This is a genomic window from Streptomyces sp. NPDC107471 (genome assembly GCF_055582845.1).
Map to the genome: position 1 here is coordinate 470,812 of NZ_JBVJPC010000008.1, position 19,867 is coordinate 490,678.

General features: G+C 72.9%; 17 protein-coding genes and 1 pseudogene. 4 read left to right on the plus strand and 14 right to left on the minus strand.

What is annotated here, in order from left to right; genetic code table 11:
• Position 1: 1 nt before the first annotated feature.
• The gene (locus tag ACZ66S_RS27985) at positions 2-772 is read right to left on the minus strand and encodes an SDR family NAD(P)-dependent oxidoreductase (RefSeq protein WP_469904298.1); all 771 of its coding nucleotides are present in this window, start codon (positions 770-772) and stop codon (positions 2-4) included.
• A 157-nt stretch (positions 773-929) separates the two neighbouring features.
• On the opposite strand from ACZ66S_RS27985, the gene ACZ66S_RS27990 reads away from it, so the two are divergent.
• The 3 genes and pseudogenes from ACZ66S_RS27990 to ACZ66S_RS28000 all read left to right on the plus strand — a co-directional run.
• Positions 930-1,757, plus strand: coding sequence for a class I SAM-dependent methyltransferase (locus ACZ66S_RS27990; protein ID WP_469904299.1), 828 nt, complete (start codon positions 930-932; stop codon positions 1,755-1,757).
• Positions 1,758-1,983: 226 nt separating this feature from the next.
• Positions 1,984-3,120 (plus strand): transcription termination factor Rho, encoded by a 1,137-nt coding sequence (gene rho / locus ACZ66S_RS27995; RefSeq protein ID WP_469904300.1) that lies wholly within the window; start codon positions 1,984-1,986, stop codon positions 3,118-3,120.
• Positions 3,121-3,205: 85 nt separating this feature from the next.
• A pseudogene (locus tag ACZ66S_RS28000) lies at positions 3,206-4,033 on the plus strand (D-alanyl-D-alanine carboxypeptidase family protein); the annotation flags it as partial.
• Positions 4,034-4,116: 83 nt separating this feature from the next.
• On the opposite strand, the gene ACZ66S_RS28005 reads toward ACZ66S_RS28000, so the two are convergent.
• From ACZ66S_RS28005 to ACZ66S_RS28065, 13 genes are all read right to left on the minus strand, one after another.
• A complete protein-coding gene (locus ACZ66S_RS28005) occupies positions 4,117-5,481 on the minus strand; it encodes a glycosyltransferase 87 family protein (RefSeq protein ID WP_469904301.1) in 1,365 nt (454 codons plus the stop codon).
• Positions 5,478-6,881, minus strand: coding sequence for a polyprenol phosphomannose-dependent alpha 1,6 mannosyltransferase MptB (gene mptB / locus ACZ66S_RS28010; protein ID WP_469904302.1), 1,404 nt, complete (start codon positions 6,879-6,881; stop codon positions 5,478-5,480). The genes ACZ66S_RS28005 and mptB overlap by 4 nt, the downstream gene beginning before the upstream one ends.
• An 88-nt stretch (positions 6,882-6,969) precedes the next feature.
• Positions 6,970-7,908, minus strand: coding sequence for a glutaminase (locus ACZ66S_RS28015; RefSeq protein ID WP_469904303.1), 939 nt, complete (start codon positions 7,906-7,908; stop codon positions 6,970-6,972).
• 46 nt (positions 7,909-7,954) lie between these two features.
• Positions 7,955-9,379, minus strand: a complete 1,425-nt coding sequence (aspA, locus tag ACZ66S_RS28020) for an aspartate ammonia-lyase (RefSeq protein WP_469904304.1) — start codon at positions 9,377-9,379, stop codon at positions 7,955-7,957.
• Positions 9,380-9,497: 118 nt separating this feature from the next.
• On the minus strand, positions 9,498-10,514 hold the full coding sequence (locus ACZ66S_RS28025; RefSeq protein ID WP_469904305.1) for an asparaginase: 1,017 nt from the start codon (positions 10,512-10,514) through the stop codon (positions 9,498-9,500).
• Positions 10,515-10,593: 79 nt separating this feature from the next.
• A complete protein-coding gene (locus ACZ66S_RS28030; protein WP_469904306.1) occupies positions 10,594-11,388 on the minus strand; it encodes a FadR/GntR family transcriptional regulator in 795 nt (264 codons plus the stop codon).
• Between the two features lie 942 nt (positions 11,389-12,330).
• Positions 12,331-13,167: an undecaprenyl-diphosphate phosphatase gene (locus ACZ66S_RS28035; RefSeq protein WP_469904307.1), complete on the minus strand. Its 837-nt coding sequence runs from the start codon at positions 13,165-13,167 to the stop codon at positions 12,331-12,333.
• Positions 13,168-13,240: 73 nt separating this feature from the next.
• Complete coding sequence (crcB, locus tag ACZ66S_RS28040; protein WP_469904308.1) at positions 13,241-13,615, minus strand: fluoride efflux transporter CrcB; 375 nt, start codon at positions 13,613-13,615, stop codon at positions 13,241-13,243.
• Positions 13,612-13,992, minus strand: coding sequence for a DUF190 domain-containing protein (locus ACZ66S_RS28045; RefSeq protein ID WP_469904309.1), 381 nt, complete (start codon positions 13,990-13,992; stop codon positions 13,612-13,614). Before ACZ66S_RS28045 ends, crcB (ACZ66S_RS28040) begins: the two co-directional genes overlap by 4 nt.
• A complete protein-coding gene (gene crcB, locus ACZ66S_RS28050) occupies positions 13,989-14,444 on the minus strand; it encodes a fluoride efflux transporter CrcB (protein WP_469904310.1) in 456 nt (151 codons plus the stop codon). The genes ACZ66S_RS28045 and crcB (ACZ66S_RS28050) overlap by 4 nt, the downstream gene beginning before the upstream one ends.
• Before the next feature lie 166 nt (positions 14,445-14,610).
• The gene (locus ACZ66S_RS28055; RefSeq protein ID WP_469904311.1) at positions 14,611-15,576 is read right to left on the minus strand and encodes an SMP-30/gluconolactonase/LRE family protein; all 966 of its coding nucleotides are present in this window, start codon (positions 15,574-15,576) and stop codon (positions 14,611-14,613) included.
• A 25-nt stretch (positions 15,577-15,601) separates the two neighbouring features.
• Positions 15,602-15,889, minus strand: coding sequence for an ArsR/SmtB family transcription factor (locus ACZ66S_RS28060; RefSeq protein WP_469904312.1), 288 nt, complete (start codon positions 15,887-15,889; stop codon positions 15,602-15,604).
• 286 nt (positions 15,890-16,175) lie between these two features.
• On the minus strand, positions 16,176-18,197 hold the full coding sequence (locus ACZ66S_RS28065; protein ID WP_469904313.1) for a beta-galactosidase: 2,022 nt from the start codon (positions 18,195-18,197) through the stop codon (positions 16,176-16,178).
• Between the two features lie 199 nt (positions 18,198-18,396).
• Here ACZ66S_RS28065 and ACZ66S_RS28070 point away from each other — a divergent pair, with 199 nt between their 5' ends.
• Entirely contained in the window at positions 18,397-19,428 is a 1,032-nt protein-coding gene (locus ACZ66S_RS28070) for a LacI family DNA-binding transcriptional regulator (protein WP_469904314.1), read from the plus strand.
• Positions 19,429-19,867 lie beyond the last annotated feature (439 nt).

The following is a 19,867-nucleotide window of genomic DNA, read 5'->3' on the forward strand; positions in this document are numbered from 1 at the left end:
GTCAGCCCGCCATCGCGCTGTCGCCGCCGTCGACCATGAGGTTGGCGCCGTTGACGAAGGCCGCCTCGTCGGAGCAGAGGAACGCGGCGGCCCGGGCGATGTCCTCCGGTTCGCCGACCCGGCCGACCGGGATGCGGGCCTCCAACTGGGCCCTCGGCCCGTCGGGGTCGTCGAGGAAGGGCGCGGTCGCGGCGGTGCGGGTCATGCCGGGGGCGATGGTGTTGACGCGGATGCGGTGCGGGGCCCCGGCCGCGCACAGGTGCTTGCTCATCGCCAGCACCCCGCCCTTGGCGGCGCCGTGCGGCACCATCGGCAGGAAGGGGGCGCCGCGTACGGCGGCCACGGAGGCGACGTTCAGGACGGCGCCGCCGCCGCGCGCGACCAGGTGCGGCCAGGCGGCCTGGGTGCAGAAGTAGGGGATGTCCAGTTCGTTCCTGATGGTGAAGTACCAGTCCTCGGCGGGCATGGTCTCGAAGGGGCCGTTCCGCAGCGCGGAGGCGTTGTTGTAGAGGATGTCGATCCCGCCGAACGCGGCGATGCCGGCTTCGACCCACTCCCGCGCGCCGGCTTCGGTGGACAGGTCGACGGGCGCGAGGGACCGCATGACTCCCCCGGCTTTCTCGACGATTTCCACGGTTTCCGCCGCGCTCTTCTCGTCGATGTCGCAGCCGAATACGGCCGCTCCCTCGGCCGCGAACACCTGTGCCGCGGCGCGGCCAATTCCGGCTCCTGTTCCACTGATGAAGGCTGTTTTCCCGGCGAGTCGGCCCATGTTGGCGAAGTCCCTTGTCCCATGCCGCCCTGATGCGGTGCTGGCAGCGTAGGGAGGGCTTTTCACCGGAACAAGAAAAGCGTCACCGAATCGCCATCGGGCGTTCGTATGGCTGGTATGCGGCGCGTCGCGGCCGGGTTCGCGGTTGGATGGCCCCATGACGTCCGACGAGCACGCGCGGCTGATGCGGGTCAACCAGGCCAACTGGGACGCCCGCACCCCCGTCCACCTCGCCAGCCGGTTCTACGGCCTCGACCAGGACCTCGACCCCGAGCGCTGGTTCGCCCCCTTCGAGTGGGAGGACCTCGGCGAGCTCGCGGGCCGTGACGTGCTCCACCTCCAGTGCCACCTCGGCACCGAGACGGTCGCCCTAGCCCGCCGTGGGGCCCGGGCGGTGGGCCTGGACTTCTCGGCGGCCTCCGTCGTGGCCGCGCAGGGGATCGCCGCGCGGGCGGGCGTGGCCGTCGAGTACGTGCGGGCGAACGTCTACGACGCCGTCGAGGCGTTGGAGGGACGGCGGTTCGACGTCGTGTACACCGGGAAGGGCGCGCTGTGCTACCTGCCCGACCTGGCCCGGTGGGCGCAGGTCGTCTCCCGACTGCTGCGCCCGGGTGGGCTGTTGTACGTGGTGGAGTTCCATCCGCTGCTCAACTCGCTGGGCCCGAAGCCCGCTCCGGACGAGGGACCGGAACTGCTGCTGCGCCACGACTACCTGGGCGGCGCCGGCCCCGTGCGCCGGGACGCGACCCGCACGTACACCGACGGGCCGGCCGTCGAGGGCGCCACGGAGTGCGTCGAGTGGATGCACGGAATAGGCGAGGTCGTCACCGCGTTGACGGACGTGGGACTGGGTGTCCGGCGGCTCCGTGAGAGCGACGAGCTGCCCTGGCCGCGCTGGCCGCGGATGACCCGCACGGCGTCCGGCTGGTGGCGGCTTCCCGAACCGCGGATCCCGCTGCTGTACGGACTCCTCGCCACGCGCTGAGTCGCCGTGGTACCGTCCCGTTAGCACTTGTGTACGCCCGTTTCGTGGCGCCGGTGCCAGTTCTCTCTCATCCCGTCGGTCGATGGACCGGCTTCTCCGCAGCACCGCACAGGTCTTGTGGGTGCTGTCCTGCGCCGCCCGAAGGCGTTGTCCGCCTTCCCTCTCGCGGCTTCCCCCCTCCCTTCCGCATGTCCCATGTCTTCCGTCCTCGAAAGGACAGACCACCATGACGATCACTCTCGAAACCCCACCGGTCCAGCAGCAGCCCCCGGTCCGCGCCGTCACCGGCGTCCTCGACATCGACGCCGGCGGGAAGGGCCACCTGCGCGCCGCGAACCTGCTGCCCTCGCCCTCGGACCTCCAGGTCTCCCCCGCCCTGATCCGCAGGTACGGCCTGCGCAAGGGGGACGCCGTCGACGGGGTGCGCGGCACCCAGCGCGCCCTCACCGAGGTCGCCCGCGTCAACGGCCACGCCCCTGACCGGGGCCGCCGCGGCTTCCACGAGCTCACGCCGCTGCACCCGCGCGAGCGGATCCGCCTCGAACACCCGGCGTCCGGCCTGACCGGGCGGGTCGCCGACCTGATCGCCCCCGTCGGCAAGGGCCAGCGCGGGCTGATCGTGGCCCCGCCCAAGACCGGCAAGACCGTGCTGCTCCAGCAGATCGCCGCCGCCGTCGCCGGCAACCACCCCGAGTGCCGCCTGATGGTGGTGCTGCTCGACGAACGCCCCGAGGAAGTCACCGACATGCGGCGCTCGGTGCGCGGCGAGGTGTACGCCTCGACGTTCGACCGCACGCCCAAGCAGCACATCGCGCTCGCCGAGCTGGTGATCGAGCGGGCCAAGCGGCTCGTCGAGGCCGGCGAGGACGTCGTGATCCTGCTCGACTCCCTGACCCGGCTGTGCCGGGCCCACAACAACGCGGCCCCCGGCAACGGCCGCACCCTGAGCGGCGGTGTCGACGCGACCGCGCTGATCGGGCCGAAGAAGTTCTTCGGCGCCGCCCGCCTCGCCGAGGAGGGCGGTTCGCTCACCATCCTCGCCACCGCCCTGGTGGAGACCGGCTCGCGCGCCGACGACTTCTACTTCGAGGAGCTGAAGAGCACCGGCAACATGGAGCTGCGCCTGGACCGCGAACTCGCCTCCCGCCGCGTCTTCCCGGCCGTGGCCGTCAACCCCTCCGGCACCCGGCGCGAGGAACTCCTGCTGAGCCCTGCGGAGTTGACCGCTGTGCGCGGACTGCGGCGGGCGCTGCAGAGCGGGGACGGGCAGGGCAGCCTGGAGACGCTCCTGCAGCGGATGCGCGAGACGCCGGACAACGCGACCTTCCTGCGCCGGATCCAGCCGACCCTGCCCGCCGGCTGACGGACCATCCCCCGTCCGGGTGCTCCGACGCCCCGCACGGCCCGGGCAGTGCGGTCCACGGCCGGTCCGTTCCTAGCTTTGCGGTATGACTATCGGATTTCCCTCCCGCGTTGCCGTCTCGGCCTGCGCCCTGTGCGTGACGGGACTGCTGGTGTCCGCGCCCGCGCCGGCGGCCGCGCACACGGGCTCCGACCCCGGCGCGCCACCGGCCGCCGCCGCGTCGCCCGCCCTGCTGTACCGCGCCGGCGTCCAGGTCAGACCCCACCGGGGCGTCCCCCCGGTCCCGGCCCTCTCCGCGCTGTCGTGGGTGGTGGCCGACGCCGACAGCGGGGAGGTCCTCGCGGCGCACGACGCCCACCGCCGTCTGCCGCCCGCCAGCACGCTCAAGACCCTGTTCGCCCTGACCGTCCTGCCGGTGCTGCCCGGCGGGCTCCGGCACACGGTCGCCGAGAGCGAACTCGCGGACATCGGCCCCGGCAGCAGTCTCGTCGGCGTCGCCGAGGGCCGGACCTACCAGGTGGCCGACCTGTGGCGCGGGGTCTTCCTCAACTCCGGCAACGACGCCGTGCATGTCCTGGCCGGGCTCAGCGGCGGCTGGCGCACGACGGCCACCCGGATGCAGGCCAAGGCGCGCGCCTTGGGCGCCCTGGACACCCATGTGCGCTCCCCCGACGGGTACGACACCCCGGGCCAGGTCTCCTCGGCGTACGACCTCGCGGTGTTCGGCCGGGCGGGGCTGCGCAACGCCGACTTCGCACGGTACTGCGGCACGGCCGAGGCGACCTTCCCCGGCCGGGGCGGCTGGCGGTACGGCATCCGCAACACCAACCGGCTGCTGACCGGCGCCGACGGGGTGGAGCCCTACTACGGGCTGATCGGGATCAAGAACGGCTACACGAGCCACGCGGGCAACACCCTCGTCGCCGCCGCCCACCGGGGCGACCGGACGCTCGTCGTGACGGTGATGAACCCTCAGTCGGGCGGCGGCTTCGCGGTCTACGAGGAGGCGCGCGCGCTGCTCGACTGGGGGTTCGGCGCGGTCGGGCGGGTGGCGCCGGTGGGCTCGCTGGACGCGCTCCGGGCGAAGCCTCGGCCGGGGCCCGAGGCCGTGCCGGTCGCGGCAGCGGCGGCGGCGGTGTCACCGGAGGACGAAGGGCCGGGCTGGCTGGCGACCTGGGCCGTCCTGGGCGCCGCCGGACTCGGCGCGGGCTCGATGGCGTTGGCGCTGCGGGCCCGGTTCGGGCGGGCGTCGCGCGACTGACCGACCGGCAGCCACAGCAGCAGCCCGAGCGTGATCCACGTGTACGTGTTGCCGCCGAGGAAGCCGTCGACGCCGGACGCGTCGTCGAACCACAGCCAGACCACGCTGGTGCACAGCACGGCGTACAGGGCGCCCGCGATCCGCGGGTGCCCTGCGCGCACGAGGACGGCGAAGGACGGCAGCAGCCACACCAGGTGGTGCACCCAGGTGATCGGGCTGACCAGGCAGGCGGTCAGGCCGGTCAGCGCGAACGCGGCGGCCCAGTCCCCCACCGCCACGGCCCGCCGCGCCCGTAGGGCCCACACGCCCAGGGTCAGCAGCACGGCCACCGCCCACACCGCGCGGTCCGTCTCCCCGAGCCGAGCCAGCACACCCTGCAACGACTGGTTGGAGACATAGTCCAGCCTGCCCACCCTGGCCGTGTCCCACATCGCGTCGGTCCAGTAGAAGCGGGAGGCGTCCGGCGCCACGACGGCAGCGAACCCCGTCGCCGCGAGGGCCACCACCGTGGCGACCGCCGCGGCGCGCCCACGCCGGGCGACCAGGAGCAGGCCGACGAAGAGGGCCGGCGTGAGCTTCACCGCCGCGGCCAGCCCGATCCCGGCACCGGCCCAGCGCTCCCGGCCCGTGGCGAGCAGCCACGCGTCGGCCAGGACGAGGGCCAGCAGCAGGAGGTTGACCTGGCCGAAGCTGAAGGTGTCGCGCAGCGGCTCGAACAGCGCGAGCCCGCACGCCCCCAGGACGCAGCCGTACCAGCCGTACCGCCGCCAGGTCCGGCCGGTGAGCAGGCGCACGACGACGGCCAGCGCCGCCAGGTTCAGCACCAGGCCCACCGCGATCGCGGCGCGCAGGCCGAGCAGGGCCATCGGCAGCATGGCGACGGCCGCGAACGGCGGGTAGGTGAAGCCGTACGCCGTCCCCGGCACCCGGTAGTCGTAGAGCCGGCCGCCGTGGTGGACCCAGGAGTCGACGGCTCCGTGGTAGACGCGCAGGTCGAACCAGTCGCGCAGGAGCGGAACGGTCGCCGTGAAGACGGTGACCGCGGTGACGGCGGCGAGGGCCGCCAGCAGCCGGCCGCGGTCCGTGTCCGGCGCCCTCATGCCGTACGGCCCGTCACCGCGGCCCGGACCGTCTGGTGCGCCTGGACGAGCACGACCAGGGCGAGCACGCCCCCGGAGACGGCGAGGACGAGTTGCCCGGCGTCGGCCGGGCCGCCGCTCGGGAGGGTGGCGAGCGCGAGCACGCCCGTCACGGCGGCCACCCGGTGCCGTACGGAAGCGCTGGGCGCGGCGGCCGCTATGAGGAACAGTCCCCACAGGGCGTACCAGGGCCGGATCGCCGGGCCCAGGGCGGCGACGACGGCCAGGCTCAGGCCGAGGGCGTACACCGGGCGCGGGCGCAGGCGCAGCCATATGTGGCCGATGACGGCGACGGCGGTCACCACGCCGAGCGCGTGCCAGACCGGGACGGCCAGCGGGGCCAGGTCGCTGCCGAGGCGCTCCAGCAGGGCCTCGGTGGCGCTGCCGAGGAGGCTGGTGAGGGCCCAGTTCCCGGACGACACAGGGGTGTTGAGGGCGCCGATCCAGCCGTAGCCGGTGCCCGTGACGGCTGTCGCGGCGACGGTGGTCGCGGCGGCCGTGGCGACGGCCGTCAGGGCGGCTCGCGCCGGCCGGTCGCCGGCCCGCACGCGCAGCACGACGATCGCGGCGATGCCCAGGACGGCGGGCACCTTGACGAGGGCGGCGAGCGTCACGAGCACGACGCCCAGGACCGGCCACCGGCCGAGGGCGGCGACCAGGCCGAGGCCGAGCAGACCGAGCATGACCGCGTCGTTGTGGGCGCCCGCGACCAGGTGGAGCAGCACGAGCGGGTTGAGGGCCCCGAGCCACAGCGCCGCGGCCGGGTCGGCGCCGCTGTGGCGGGCCAGCCGGGGCAGCACGGCCGCCATCAGGGCCACGCCGAGCAGGGCGACGAGCCGCATCCCGAGGAGTCCGGCGGGGAGTTCACCGCGCGACGCCTTGGCCAGCGCGGAGGCCACGCCGAGGAACACCGGGCCGTACGGGGCGGCCGTGTCGCGCCACATGGGGGCGACCTCGGCGGCGAGCGGACCGCCGAGCAGGGCGGGTCCGTGGGTGTAGACGTCCATGTGGGCGTCGGCCATGGCGCCCTGGGCGAGGTAGCTGTAGACGTCCCGGCTGAACAGGGGCGGGGCGAGCAGCAGCGGGAGCGACCACACGACGAGGACGGTCATGAGCTCGCGCGGACCGGGCCGGTGCTCCGGGCCGCGGACCAGGCGGCCGAGGAGGAGCCAGGCCGCGATCAGCAGGACGACACCGAAGTAGGCGCCGACCAGGCCCAGTGCCGCCTGGGGCGAGGCGGGGGTGAGGAGTTGGCGGACCGGGAGGGCGCCCGCGGTCTCACCACCCGCGGCGAGGAAGGCGGTGCCGACCAGACCGAGGACCTGGCAGCGGCGGAGATCGACGGGAACGTTGACCGGCACCTGGGCAGCGTGGCAGTCGTGGATGGCCGGAAGGCGACGCGGTGGCGACCGCGTCGTGACCGGTGCGTGGTCGCACGCGCGCCCGGTCTCAGAACACGGAGAGGCCCGTGAGCGTGGTGAACCTGTCCAGCGCCGCCACCCCCGCCACCGAGTTGCCGCGCTCGTCCAGGCCCGGACTCCACACGCACAGCGTGCAGCGGCCCGGTACGACCGCGATGATCCCGCCGCCCACCCCGCTCTTGCCGGGCAGCCCCACCCGGTAGGCGAAGTCGCCGGCCGCGTCGTAGGTGCCGCAGGTCAGCATGATCGCGTTGACCTGCTTGGCCTGGCTGCGGGTGAGCAGGCGGGTGTCGTCGGCGCGGACGCCGTGGCGGGCCAGGAAACCGGTGGCGAGGGCCAGGTCGGCGCAGGACGCCCGGACCGAGCACTGGCGGAAGTACTGGTCGAGCAGGACCGGGATGTCGTTGTCGATGTTGCCGTACGCGGCCATGAAGTGGGCCAGGGCGGCGTTGCGGTCGCCGTGGGCGGCCTCGGAGGCGGCCACCTCCTCGTCGAGGTCCAGGCCCGGGTTGCCGCTCTCGGCGCGCAGGAACGACAGCAGTTCGCCCGCCGCGTCCCCGGTACGGGTCTGGAGGCGGTCGGTGACGACGAGGGCGCCCGCGTTGATGAACGGGTTGCGCGGGATGCCGTTCTCGTACTCGAGCTGCACCAGCGAGTTGAAGGGGTTGCCGGAGGGCTCGCGGCCCACGTGCTCCCAGAGTTCGTCGCCCTCGCGGGCCAGGACGAGGGCGAGGGTGAAGACCTTGGTGATGGACTGCGCGGAGAACGGCTCGCGCCAGTCACCGACGCCGTACACCGTGCCGTCCAGCTCCGCGACGGCCATGCCGAAGCTGCGCGGGTCGCGGGCGGCGAGCGCCGGGATGTAGTCGGCGGTGCGGCCGCGGCCCGGGGTGCGTCCGATCTCCTCGGCGATGCGCTCCAGGACCGGCTGGAAGGTGAGCGACGACATCGTTGCCATGATCACCATTGTGCCTCCGGGCCGGTCCTGCCGCGTGTCGTGCCGGGTGGGGCCGTCAGGCCAGGGGTGAGCCGCTGGGTGAGCCGCTGCCCGCGAGGACTTCGGGACGGAGGAGTTCGCTGAGGGTCCCGGCGGGCAACAGGCCCTTCTCCAGGACGAGTTCGGCCACCCCACGACCGCTGGCGAGGGCTTCCTTGGCGATGTCGGTGGCGGCCGTGTAGCCGATGTGCGGGTTGAGGGCGGTGACCAGACCGATGGAGTTCTCGACGCTTCGGCGCAGCGCCTCGGTGTTGGCGGTGATGCCGTCCACGCAGCGCTCGGCCAGGGTCAGACAGGCAGCGCGCAGGTGGGTGACGGACTCCGACAGGGAGTGCAGGATGACCGGTTCGAAGGCGTTGAGCTGGAGCTGTCCGGCCTCGGCGGCCATGGTGATGGTGACGTCGTTGCCGATCACCTCGAAGGCGACCTGGTTGACGACCTCGGGGATCACCGGGTTGACCTTCCCGGGCATGATCGACGAACCGGCCTGCACGGGCGGCAGGTTGATCTCCCCGAGCCCGGCCCGCGGGCCCGACGACAGCAGCCGCAGGTCGTTGCAGCTCTTGCTGAGCTTGACGGCGATCCGCTTCAGCACGCCGGACATCTGGACGAACGCCCCGCAGTCCTGGGTGGCTTCGACCAGGTTGGCGGCGGTGACCAGCGGCAGCCCGGTGATGGCGGAGAGATGACGGCGCGCGGACTCCGCGTACCCGGCGGGGGCGTTGAGTCCGGTCCCGATGGCGGTGGCCCCGAGATTGATCTCCTGGATCAACTGGACGGCCTCGTCGAGACGGTGGCGATCCTCGTCGACCATGACGGCGTACGCGGAGAACTCCTGGCCCAGCGTCATCGGCACCGCGTCCTGCAACTGCGTGCGGCCCATCTTGAGCACGTCACGGAACTCGACCGCCTTGCGGGCGAAGGAGTCCTGGAGTACGGCCATCGCCTTGAGCAGTCCCCGCACGGCGAAGACGGTCGCGATCTTCACCGCGGTCGGGTAGACGTCGTTGGTCGACTGCCCCAGGTTGACGTCCTCGTTGGGGTGCAGGAACGAGTACTGCCCCTTCTCGTGCCCCAGCAGCTCCAACGCCCGGTTGGCGATGACCTCGTTGGCGTTCATGTTGGTGGAGGTGCCGGCCCCGCCCTGGATCACGTCGACCACGAACTGGTCGTGCAGCTTCCCGTCCCGGATCTCCCGGCACGCCTCGACGATCGCGGCCGCCTTCCTCGCCTCCAGCAGCCCGAGCTCCTCGTTGGCGAGCGCGGCGGCCTCCTTGACGGCGGCGAGCGCGTCGACGAGGTGGGGGTAGGCGGAGATCGGGGTGCCGGTGATCGGGAAGTTCTCCGTGGCCCGCAGGGTGTGCACACCCCAGTAGGCGTCGACGGGGACGTCCCGGTCACCCAGCAGATCGTGTTCACGGCGACTGACGGCGGCGGTCATGAGGGCATGGGTCCTTCCTCCGAGGAGGGTGCAGGTGCGTTGTTTTCAGGGGCGCGGGGAACCGCGCGACCAGCCGCATACGAACCGCGGCCGCCGAGTCAGAGGCAGAGGCGGACTCTCAGGCGCAGGCCGCCTCGACGACGGGCTCCAGCGAACGAGCCGGCCGCACCTGCCCGACCTCGCGGCCGCCGCCCAGAAGCGCCTCGCCCTGGAACCGGGTCAGCAGGTCCGGCGAGACCCCGGCACGGGCAAGCGCCGCCGCGGCGACGGGCACCCGTGCCCGGTCCGCCCCGTCCGAGATCTTCACGGCCACGGCCCGCCCGTCGGGCAGCGCGGCGACCTGCACGCCCTCGAAGCCGTCCTTGGCGAGCAGCCCCGGCACGGCCTTCATCAGCTCGGCCACGTCCCGCCCCGCTCCGGACGCCATCTCCGCATGCGCTCGCATCGCGTCGGCGACCCGGGCCTCCGGGGTACCGGGGACCGCCGAGGTGATCCGAGCGGCGGCCCGGGCGAGGCCGTGCAGGGAGACCGAGAACAGGGGCGCACCGCAGCCGTCGACGGTCACGCGCGCGATCCGCTGCCCGGTGAGGTCCTCGACGATCTCGGCGATCGCCTGCTGGAGCGGATGCGCGGGGTCGAGGTAGCCCTCCAGCGGCCAGTCGTTGAGCACGCAGGTGTAGAGCATCGCCGCGTGCTTGCCGGAGCAGTTCTGGGCGAGCCGGGAGGGTCCGCGCCCGTCCCGTATCCAGGTGTCCCGGACGGCCGGGCCGTACGGCATGTCGGGGACGTTGCGCAGGGCGTCCTCGCAGACGCCCGCCAGCTCCAGGATCCGCCGGGCCCCGGCGAGGTGGCGTTCCTCACCGGAGTGGCTGGCCGCGGCGAGCGAGAGGAGTTCGCCGTCGAGGGGGAGCCCGGCCCGGACCATGGCGACGGCCTGGACCGGCTTGAGCGCGGACCGCGGGTAGAACGCGGCCTCGATGTCGCCGAGTTGGAGGCGGACGTCCCCGTCGGCGTCGAGGACGACGACGGAACCGTAGTGGGTGCCCTCGATCAGCCCACCGCGGATGAGGTGGGCGACGGGGGTGTGGAGGGGTTCACGTACCAGGGGTGCGGCCGCGACGGAACTGCTGTACATCACTTCCTGCTTCTCCGGCGGCGTCACGCGGATCACGCGTGCGTGCCGGTCGGTCGGGACTCGGAAGGCGCGCGGGGTGTCACGCGCCGGTCGGTTCGTTCTCGGTGGAGGTGCGGGACACCCTGGGCCGGACGGGGTACCGGCCGGCGCCGCCGTCGGCTTCCGTGGAACTGTCCGCGCGCGGGGAACGCACGATGTCGGTGAGGGTGGTCTCGACGCGGTCGAGGTGGTGGGACATGGCCTCCACCGCGTCGTGCTCGGAACCGTCGATCAGCGCCTCGACGATCGCGCGGTGCTCGCGGTTGGACTGCTCCCGGCGGCCGCCCAGTTCGTTGAGGAAGGCCGACTGACGCGCCAGTGCGTCCCGGATCTCCTCGATGACCCGGCGGAAGACCGGGTTCTGGGCGGCCTCGGCCACGGCGAGGTGGAGGAGGGTGTCCATCGCGACCCACGCCGTGGTGTCGGTCTCGCGTTCCATCCGGTCCAGGAGGTGGGCCAGGTGGTCGAGGTTCTCCGGGGTACGGCGCCGGGCCGCGTACCCGGCGACCGGGATCTCGACGTGGCGGCGCACCTCCAGGAGGTCGCTGGCCGCGTAGTCGCCGAAGGTGGGGTCCTCCACCGCGTTGGCCACGACGAAGGTGCCCTTGCCGGTCTTGGAGACGGTCAGCCCCATGGTCTGCAGGGCCCTGAGGGCCTCGCGCAGCACGGGCCGGCTGATCTCCAGCGTGCGGCAGAGCTCCGCCTCGGAGGGGAGCTTGTCGCCGACGGCGTACTCCCCGCTCTCGATGGCACCACGCAGATACGCCAGCACCGCCTCCATGGCACTGACCCTCCGCGGCGGCTGACTGGCTGTCCGGCTGTCTGACAGGTTCACAGGAGAGATATTCCGTGTGGCGGGAGGGCGCTGTCAAGGCGAGGTCCTGGGGATACGGGGCCGGGGGGCCGCTTCGCGTCCTGGCGGCGGTGCGCCCGACGCGGGAGCCCGCCTCCGCTCCGGGTGAGGGTGCGCGGAGCTCGTGGAGGCGTGCGAGGTGCGGGAGCGGCCTCGCACCCTGCGGCAGTGGGCGGGGTGCAGGATCCGACTCGCGGCCGTCGCAGTCCACAGAGCGCGGCAAGCAGCTCGCATCCCCATGGCGGCGGTGCGAGGCGTGGCAGCCGCCCCACGCGAAGGGGGCGAGGTGCGCCCCCGTGGCAGTCCCTAAGGCGCGGGAGCCGCTCACACCCCCGTGACTGTGGGCGAGACGTAGGCGCCCGCCCCCGGTTTCGCGTGGCAGTGGGCCACGTGCAGCAGCCACCTCGCCGCCGTAGCAGTCCAGGACGCGAGAGCCGCTCGCGCCCCGGTAACAGTCAGGCGCGACGTGCCCCCGGCCACATGGCGAGGCGCAACGTGCGGGAGTCGCCTCGCCCGCCGTGGAGGGGGCTAGGTGCAGCAATTGCCTCGCCGCCGTAGCGGTCCATAGGGCACGGCAGTCAACTCGCACCCCCTGGCAGTAGGCCAGGCGTCGCAACCGCCCCCGCGCGGAGGCACGCAACGCGCGGGAGCGGCCTCGCCCGCCACGGCGGGGGGCGAGGCACAGGAGCCACCTCGCGGCCGTGGCGGTCCATCGGACGCATGAGTCACCTCGCCGCCGTAGCGATCCACAGGGCGCGGGGGGGCCACCCTCGCACCCCCGTGGCAGTAGGCCAGGCATCGCAACCGCCCCCGTGCAGGGGGCGCAACGCGCGGGAGCCGTCTCCACCCCCGTGACCGTGGGCGCGGGGACGCAGCCGGCGCCGCCTGCGTGGAAGGGCGCAGGGCGGCGGAGACGCTCGTGGTTCAGCTTGAGAGGGTGCCCGTGGTCAGGAGGCCGAAGAGCAGCAGGCCCACGACGATCCGGTAGATCACGAAGGCGTTGAAGGAGTGCTTGGCGACGAACTTCAGGAGCCAGGCGATGGAGGCGTAGGCCACGACGAAGGAGACGGCCGTGCCGACGGCGAGCGGGGCCGCGCCCACGCCCGCGCCCAGGGCGTCCTTGAGCTCGTAGATGCCGGCGCCGGTGAGGGCCGGGATGCCGAGGAAGAAGGAGAGGCGGGTGGCGGCCACCCGGTCGAGGTCCAGCATCAGGGCCGTGGACATGGTGGCGCCGGAGCGGGAGAAGCCGGGGAAGAGCAGGGCGAGAATCTGCGAGCTGCCGACCAGCATGGCGTCCTTGAACGACGTGTCGTCCTCGCCGCGCTTGTGGCGCCCCATCTGGTCCGCCGCCCACATGACACCGCTGCCGACGATCAGGGAGCCCGCGACCACCCACAGGGACGCGAGCGGCCCCTCGATGAGCGGCTTGGCGGCGAGGCCCACCACGACGATCGGGACGGTCGCGGCGATCACCCACCAGGCGAACTTGTAGTCGTGGTGGTAACGCTCCTCCTTGTTGACGAGCCCCCTCCCCCACGCCGAGACGATCCGCACGATGTCCTTGAAGAAGTACACGAGCACGGCGGCGATCGCACCGACCTGGATGACGGCCGAGAACCCGACGACGGCGTCGTCGTCGACGGGGATGTCCATCAGCCCCTCGACGATCTTCAGATGGCCGGTGGAGGAGACGGGAAGGAACTCGGTCACTCCCTCGACGGCTCCGAGGACGACGGCCTGACCGACGCTGATGACGCTCATGGGATCCAGTTCTTCTCAGGGGAAGCCGGGTGCGGCGGGCACAGTCTTACTACACGCGGACAAAGGCCGGGACCTACGCCCACACCGCCTGCGCCAGCGCCACCCCCGCGAAGGCCGCCCCGAGCCCGGCCACCACGCTCGCGGCCACGTTGGCCACGGCGTAGAGGCGCGCTCCGGTCTCGGCGAGCCGGAGGGTCTCGTAGGAGAAGGTCGAGTACGTCGTCAGGGCCCCGCACAGGCCGGTGCCCAGGAGCAGCTGAAGGTGGGATCCGGCCGCTCCCGCGGCTGCGGCGCCGGTGAGCAGGCCGAGGATCAGACAGCCCGTGACGTTGACGGCGAAGGTGCCCCAGGGGAAGACCGAGTCGTGCCGGGACTGCACCGCGCGGTCGGTGAGGTAGCGCAGCGGGGCGCCGACCACGGCACCCAGGACGACCAGCAACCAGTTCACAACGACTTCTTACCCTTCATGCCCGCTATGTCCTGGTTGTCGTCACGGCCGACATACCGGATGACCTCGCACTCGTCGAGGGTCACCAGGCCCTCGGTGACGAGTTCGTCGAGCTGCGGCAGGAAATCCCGCACCCGGGTCTCGGTGTCCACGACCACGACGGCCACCGGCAGGTCCTCGCTGAGGGACAGCAGTCGGGAGGTGTGGATCAGGGAGGAGGCGCCGAAGCCCTCGATGCCGCGGAAGACGCTGGCCCCGGCGAGCCCCGCGGCGTGGGCGCGGTGCACGATCTCGGTGTAGAGGGGCTTGTGGTGCCAGGTGTCGTTCTCACCGATGTAGACGGTCAGGCGCAGGGCGTTGCCGGTCAGCCTCGTCATGGCTGCCTCCACTTCAGGACACGGCGGGTGGCCGCGGACGCCGGCCACACCGCGGCGAGCGCGGCGAGCAGGGTCGCGGCGAGATAGCCCAGGCCCGTGGCCGGCCGGCCGTGGTCGACCAGCTTTTGGATGTCGACGGCGTAGGTCGAGAAGGTGGTGAAGCCGCCGAGGACACCGGTGCCGAAGAAGGGCCGAACCAGGCGGTGGGCGGCCCACACGTCGGTGATGACAACCATGAACACGCCGATGACGGCACAGCCGATGACGTTGGTCCAGAAGGTCGCCCAGGGGAATCCGCCGGGCGGGGTGGGCCAGTGCAGGGCGAGCGCGTACCGGGCCGTCGCACCGAGCGCGCCGCCGAGCGCGACCACCGCGACCACGGGGCCCTGACCGCGCCACGGGGAGGGGCGCGCGGGGCGGGCGGGGGCGCGCACGCTCTGGGGGGCTGTCATGGTCGTGTCTCTCCTACTCGCCGGGGCCCGGGTGCACGGGCGCGCTCCATCGCAAGTAGGGACCGTTGGCGGCGCCTTCGCCGCGGTTCGGGTACGGCGGGCCCCACCGCCGTGCCGCGAGGGTGATCGCGACCGAGCACCAGGGTAACGCCGGGGTGCCGCCGGGTCACTTCGCGGCGGGCGGCTCGCAGAGCGCGATGCCGGGCTCCCAGAGGCTGCCGAGGACCAGGTGGCCCGCGGCCTCGCAGACGCTGGTGACCATGCGGAAGCGGGACCCGTGGCGGGCAAGGTGGTGGACGACCTCGCCCGTGTCGTCGACGGCGAGCACGCCGATGCCGCCCGTGGGGCGGTAGGGGGCGCGTACGGCGATGCGGGCGGCGGCGCGGCGGACGCGCGGGGCGGCGCGGTGCAGCAGGTCGAGCGGCGGGATGCGCGGTCCGGCGAGGGAGACCCAGATCGGGCCGTCGGGTCCGCCGCGCCAGATGTTGTCGGGCATGCCGGGGAGGTTCTCGGCGTGGGGTTCGGCGCGTCCGGCCTGCGGTCCGTCGAGCCAGTAGCGGGTGAGCCGGCGGGCCCCGGTCTCGGCGACGACCAGGAAGGACTCGTCGCCGCTCGCGGCCAGTCCGTTGGCGAACTGAAGCCCCTCCAGCAGGACTTCGGGGGTGTCGTCGCCGGGTGCCAGGCGCAGCAGGCGGCCGGTGCCGGTGTGTTCGACGATGTCGCCGATCCAGTGGTCGAGGAGGTAACGGCGACTGGAGACGGTGAAGTACACGCTGCCGTCGGACAGCGCGACGACGTTGCTGGTGAACCGCAGCCGCTCCCCCGCCACCTCGTCGGCGATGACCCGCACGGTGCCGTCGGCGAGGTCGACGCCCAGCAGGCCGCGTTCCGCGTCGCACACCAACAGGGCGCCGTCCGGGAGGAGTTCGAGGCCGAGCGGCCTGCCGCCGGTCTCGGCGAGCACCTCGACCCGGGCGGCGAGGGGTTCCGCCAGTCCGTCGACGCGCAGGATGCGGCCGTCCGCCACTCCGGTGAGCACCCGGCCGCGGGCGTCGGCGACGACGTCCTCGGGACCGTGGCCGCCGATCGCGACGTAGTGACGGGGCGTCAGTGCGGTGGGGCGGTCCGTCACGTGCCTGTCCTTCCGGCGGGGATCGCTACCAGCCCTTCTCGAACATGCGCGCCACCTCGGCGATGCGCATCTCGTCGCGACGGTAGTACGTGCGCCACCGGATCCTCCTGGTGCGCAGCAGGCCGATGTCCACGAGGAGGCCGAGGTGGGTCTCCGCGACCGAGCGGGGCACGCCCAGTTTGCCCGCGACCGCGTCGGCGGTGACTCCGTCCTGGGCGGGATCGCCGCGCCGCTGCGACGGGAAGTGCGCGGCCGGGTCCTTCAGCCACTCCAGGATGTCCAGGCGCCTCTGGTTGGCCGGAGTCCTCAGCATCTCGTCCCCTCCGCCCCTCCCTCTGCGTCTGTCCACTGTCCCGCAGTCGAAGCCGCCCTGTCCCCGAGTCGCCGAGCTTGTCCGAGATCGAACTCCTCCGCGCCGGCGGGCCGTTCGGCGGGAGCGGCGGCGGGGACGGCGGTCGCTCGGGACATGGCTGGTGGGAGGCCGGGGAGGCGGTGTCGGGGCGGCCGGGGAGATGGGTCCCCCTCCGCCCGCGGCTCGTGGTCGCGCGGGCGGAGGGGAGTCGGTTCGGCCGTCGTTCAGCCGTCGGTTCGGCCGTCGTTCAGCCGTCGAGCCGTACGACCCGGACGGCACCCGCCGGGACGGCGAGGCGGCCCGCGGCACGTTCACCGGTCAGCAGTTCGGTGCCGGCCGCGTCCAGGGGCACCTTGGCCTCCGACGCGGTGTGGTTGACCACGAAGACGTAGGAACCGGCCTCTCCGTTGCGCCGGACCACCTCGACGTCGTGAGGGAGGTCCGCGCGCGAGGGGAGCCGGGCGTCCTCGGCGGCCCAGCCGAGCAGCGCGTCGAGCCCCTGGGCGGCCAGGCGCGTGGAGACGTACCAGGCGGTGCCCGCGCCGTGCCGGTGCCGGGTGACGGCCGGGTGACCGGCGGCCAGGCCGTCGGCGTACGTCCACACGGTGTCGGCACCCCGCGGCACCACGAACTCGGTCCACACGTCCCCGGTGAGCTCGGAGCCGTCGGGGCCGGTGATACGGACCGACCGGTCCGGCAGCAGCGGCGAAAACTCCTCGACGGTCAGGCCCAGGACGTCCCTGAGCGCGCCCGGATAGGCGCCCGCGTGGACGGCGTCGTGCTCGTCGACGATGCCGGAGAAGTACGACACGACGAGGGTGCCGCCGTTCTCGACGTACTCCCGCAGGTTGTTCCCGGCGGCCTCCGTCATGAGGTACAGGGCGGGGACGACGACAAGGGGATAAGCCGACAAGTCGGCTTCCGGGTGGGCGAAGTCGACCGTGAGGTGGCGGTCGTAGAGGGCCTCGTAGAAGGCGTCGGCGCGCTCGCGCGCGTCGTGGTCCGCGCTGGGGCGCCAGTCCAGGTTCTGGGCCCACCAGGAGTGCCAGTCCCACAGCACCGCCACGTCCGCCTGGGTGCGGGTGCCACGGATCGTGCTCAACGAGTCGAGACCGGCGCCCAGTTCGACGACCTCGCGCCACACGCGCGTGTCGGTGCCGCCGTGCGGGACCATCGCCGAGTGGAACTTCTCGGCGCCGCGCCGGGACTGGCGCCACTGGAAGAACATGGCGCCCTCGGAGCCGCGGGCCACGTGCGCGAGGGAGTTGCGGGCCATCTGGCCGGGGGCCTTGGCGGGGTTGCGGGGCTGCCAGTTGACGCCCGAGGTGGAGTGCTCCAGCAGGATCCAGGGGGCGCCGCCCGCGACCGAGCGGGTGAGGTCGGCGGCCATCGCGAGGTTGACGTGGGTGCGGCGGCCGTCGGTGATGAGGTAGTGGTCGTTGGTGACGATGTCGACCTCGCGGCCCCAGGCCCAGTAGTCGACGGAGTCGCACTGGCTGAGCGCGGTCATGAAGTTGGTGGTGACCGGGACGCCCGGGCTGAGCCGGTGCAGGATGTCCCGCTCGGCCACGAAGTTCTCTCGCATGGTGGCGTCGGCGAACCGCTTGTAGTCCAGCGCCTGGCCGGGGTTGCCGACGGTGGCCGCGGTGCGCGGCGGGTCGATCTGCTCCAGGCTCGTGTAGTGCTGGCCCCAGAAGGCGGTTCCCCAGGCCGCGTTGACGCCGTCGACACCGCCGTACGTCGTCTCGAGCCAGCGACGGAAGTGGGCGGCGCAGGAGTCGCAGTAGCAGGCGGAGACGGGGACGCCGTACTCGTTGTGCACGTGCCACATCGCGAGGGCCGGGTGGTCGGCGTAGCGCTCGGCGAGCCGGGTGGTGATGTTCGCGGCGGCCGCGCGGTAGGCGCTGTTGCTGTGGCAGATGGCGCCGCGGGAGCCGAACGCGAGCCGGGCGCCGTCGGCCGTCAGGGGCAGTGCGTCGGGGTGGGCGCGGTAGAACCAGGCGGGCGGGACGACCGTGGGCGTGCCGAGGTCGACGCGGACGCCGTTCTCGTGGAGCAGGTCCAGGACCCGGTCCAGCCAGCCGAAGTCGTACACGCCGGGTTCCGGCTCCAGGAGCGCCCAGGAGAAGATCCCGACGCTCACCATGGTGACCCCGGCCTCGCGCATCAGCCGTACGTCCTCGTCCCAGACGCTCTCGGGCCACTGCTCCGGGTTGTAGTCCCCGCCGAAGGCGAGCCTGGTGAGGCCCCTGGGGGTGGTCTCCGGCATGGTCTCTCCCGTTTCGAGTGGTATGGGAACGTGCACACACGATTCCAGAACCGTGCGGCCCAAGATAACCGCACCAAGGCGCCCCTTGCCAAGGGTCTGACTGTGCACCTTTCCTGTGCACGATCCCAGTCCGCCCGCATCCCCTCGGTGCCGTGCCGCCGTACGGGCGCCCTCTCCCGCCCCCCAGGGCCTTAGAGTCTTGACCATGAACAATGCGGGGGGCCGGCGCAGACCGCCGACGATCCACGACGTGGCCCGCGAGGCCGGGGTCTCGCGAGGCACGGTCTCGCGCGTGCTCAACGGCGGACACTACGTCAGCCCGCCCGCGCTGGAGGCGGTCAACGCCGCCATCCGCAAGACGGGGTACGTCGTCAACCGGCACGCCCGTTCGCTGATCACCGGCCGCTCCGACTCGGTCGGATTCCTGCTCACGGAGCCCCAGGAGCGGTTCTTCGAGGACCCCAACTTCAACGTGCTGCTGCGCGGCTGCACCCAGGCGCTGGCCGCCCACGACATCCCGCTGCTGCTGATGCTGGCGGGGACCGAGGACGAGCGGCGCCGGATCAAGCGGTTCATCACGGCGGGCCACCTCGACGGCGTCCTGCTGGTGACCAGCCACTCCGCCGACCCGGTGGCCGAGGAACTGCACAAGGCGGGCGTGCCCGTCGTCCAGTGCGGCAAGCCCATGCGGTCCGGCTCGAAGGTGAGTTACGTGGCCGCGGACGACCGCGACGGCGCCCGTGACATGGTGCGCCACCTGCTGTCCCTCGGCCGGCGCCGGATCGGCATCGTGACCGGCCCGCTGGACTCCCCCGGCGGGGTCGACCGCCTCGCCGGCTACAAGGAGGTCCTCACGGAGGTGGGTGTCGAGATCGACGAGCGGCTCGTCGTGTCCGGCGACTACAGCCGGACCGCCGGGGAGGCCGGCACCGAACGGCTGCTGGCCCAGGCCCCCGACCTGGACGCCGTGTTCGTCGCCTCCGACCTCATGGCCCTCGGGGCCCTGACCGCCCTGCGCCGGGCGGGCCGCCGGATCCCCGAGGACGTGGCCGTGGGCGGCTTCGACGACTCCATCGCGGCGACGGAGGCCACCCCGCCCCTCACCACCATCCGCCAGCCCTACGACCGCATCAGCGCCGAGATGGTCCGACTGCTCCTGGCACAACTGGGCGGCGAGAACCCGGCAGCGGTGATCCTGCCGACGGAGCTGGTGCGACGGGAGTCGACGTGAGCGGAGGGTTCGGAGCGGGTCGGTCGCTGTCGGCGTGAGCCGGCTGGGTGGCGATTCGGTGCGCTGCGGTGGGCTTGTTGCGGGGGCGGGGGTGGACTTGACCCGTGCCCGTCGCCGTGACCGGCAACTTTTCAGGCAGGGCCGGTGCGGCGGCGAGTCGGCCCCCGAGGACGGGCCGGCGGCACGTGGGCACGCGCATCGGCGCGGACAGCCGACGCCATCTGCGGACATGTGCCGCCTGCGCCACGTTGTGAGAGCGCGGTGCGCGGACAGCCAGCCACAACCCCCGTCACCGGCCCGTTCACGCTGCCGGGCGAACCGGGTCCACGACGATTCGGCCGCACGCACCACCAGGCACGGACCCGCACCGGTGGACTCGCGCGCAGCTCAGTGATCCGTCGACGGCGAGGCGCAACCGCTCCACTGCCCCCGCATCCAC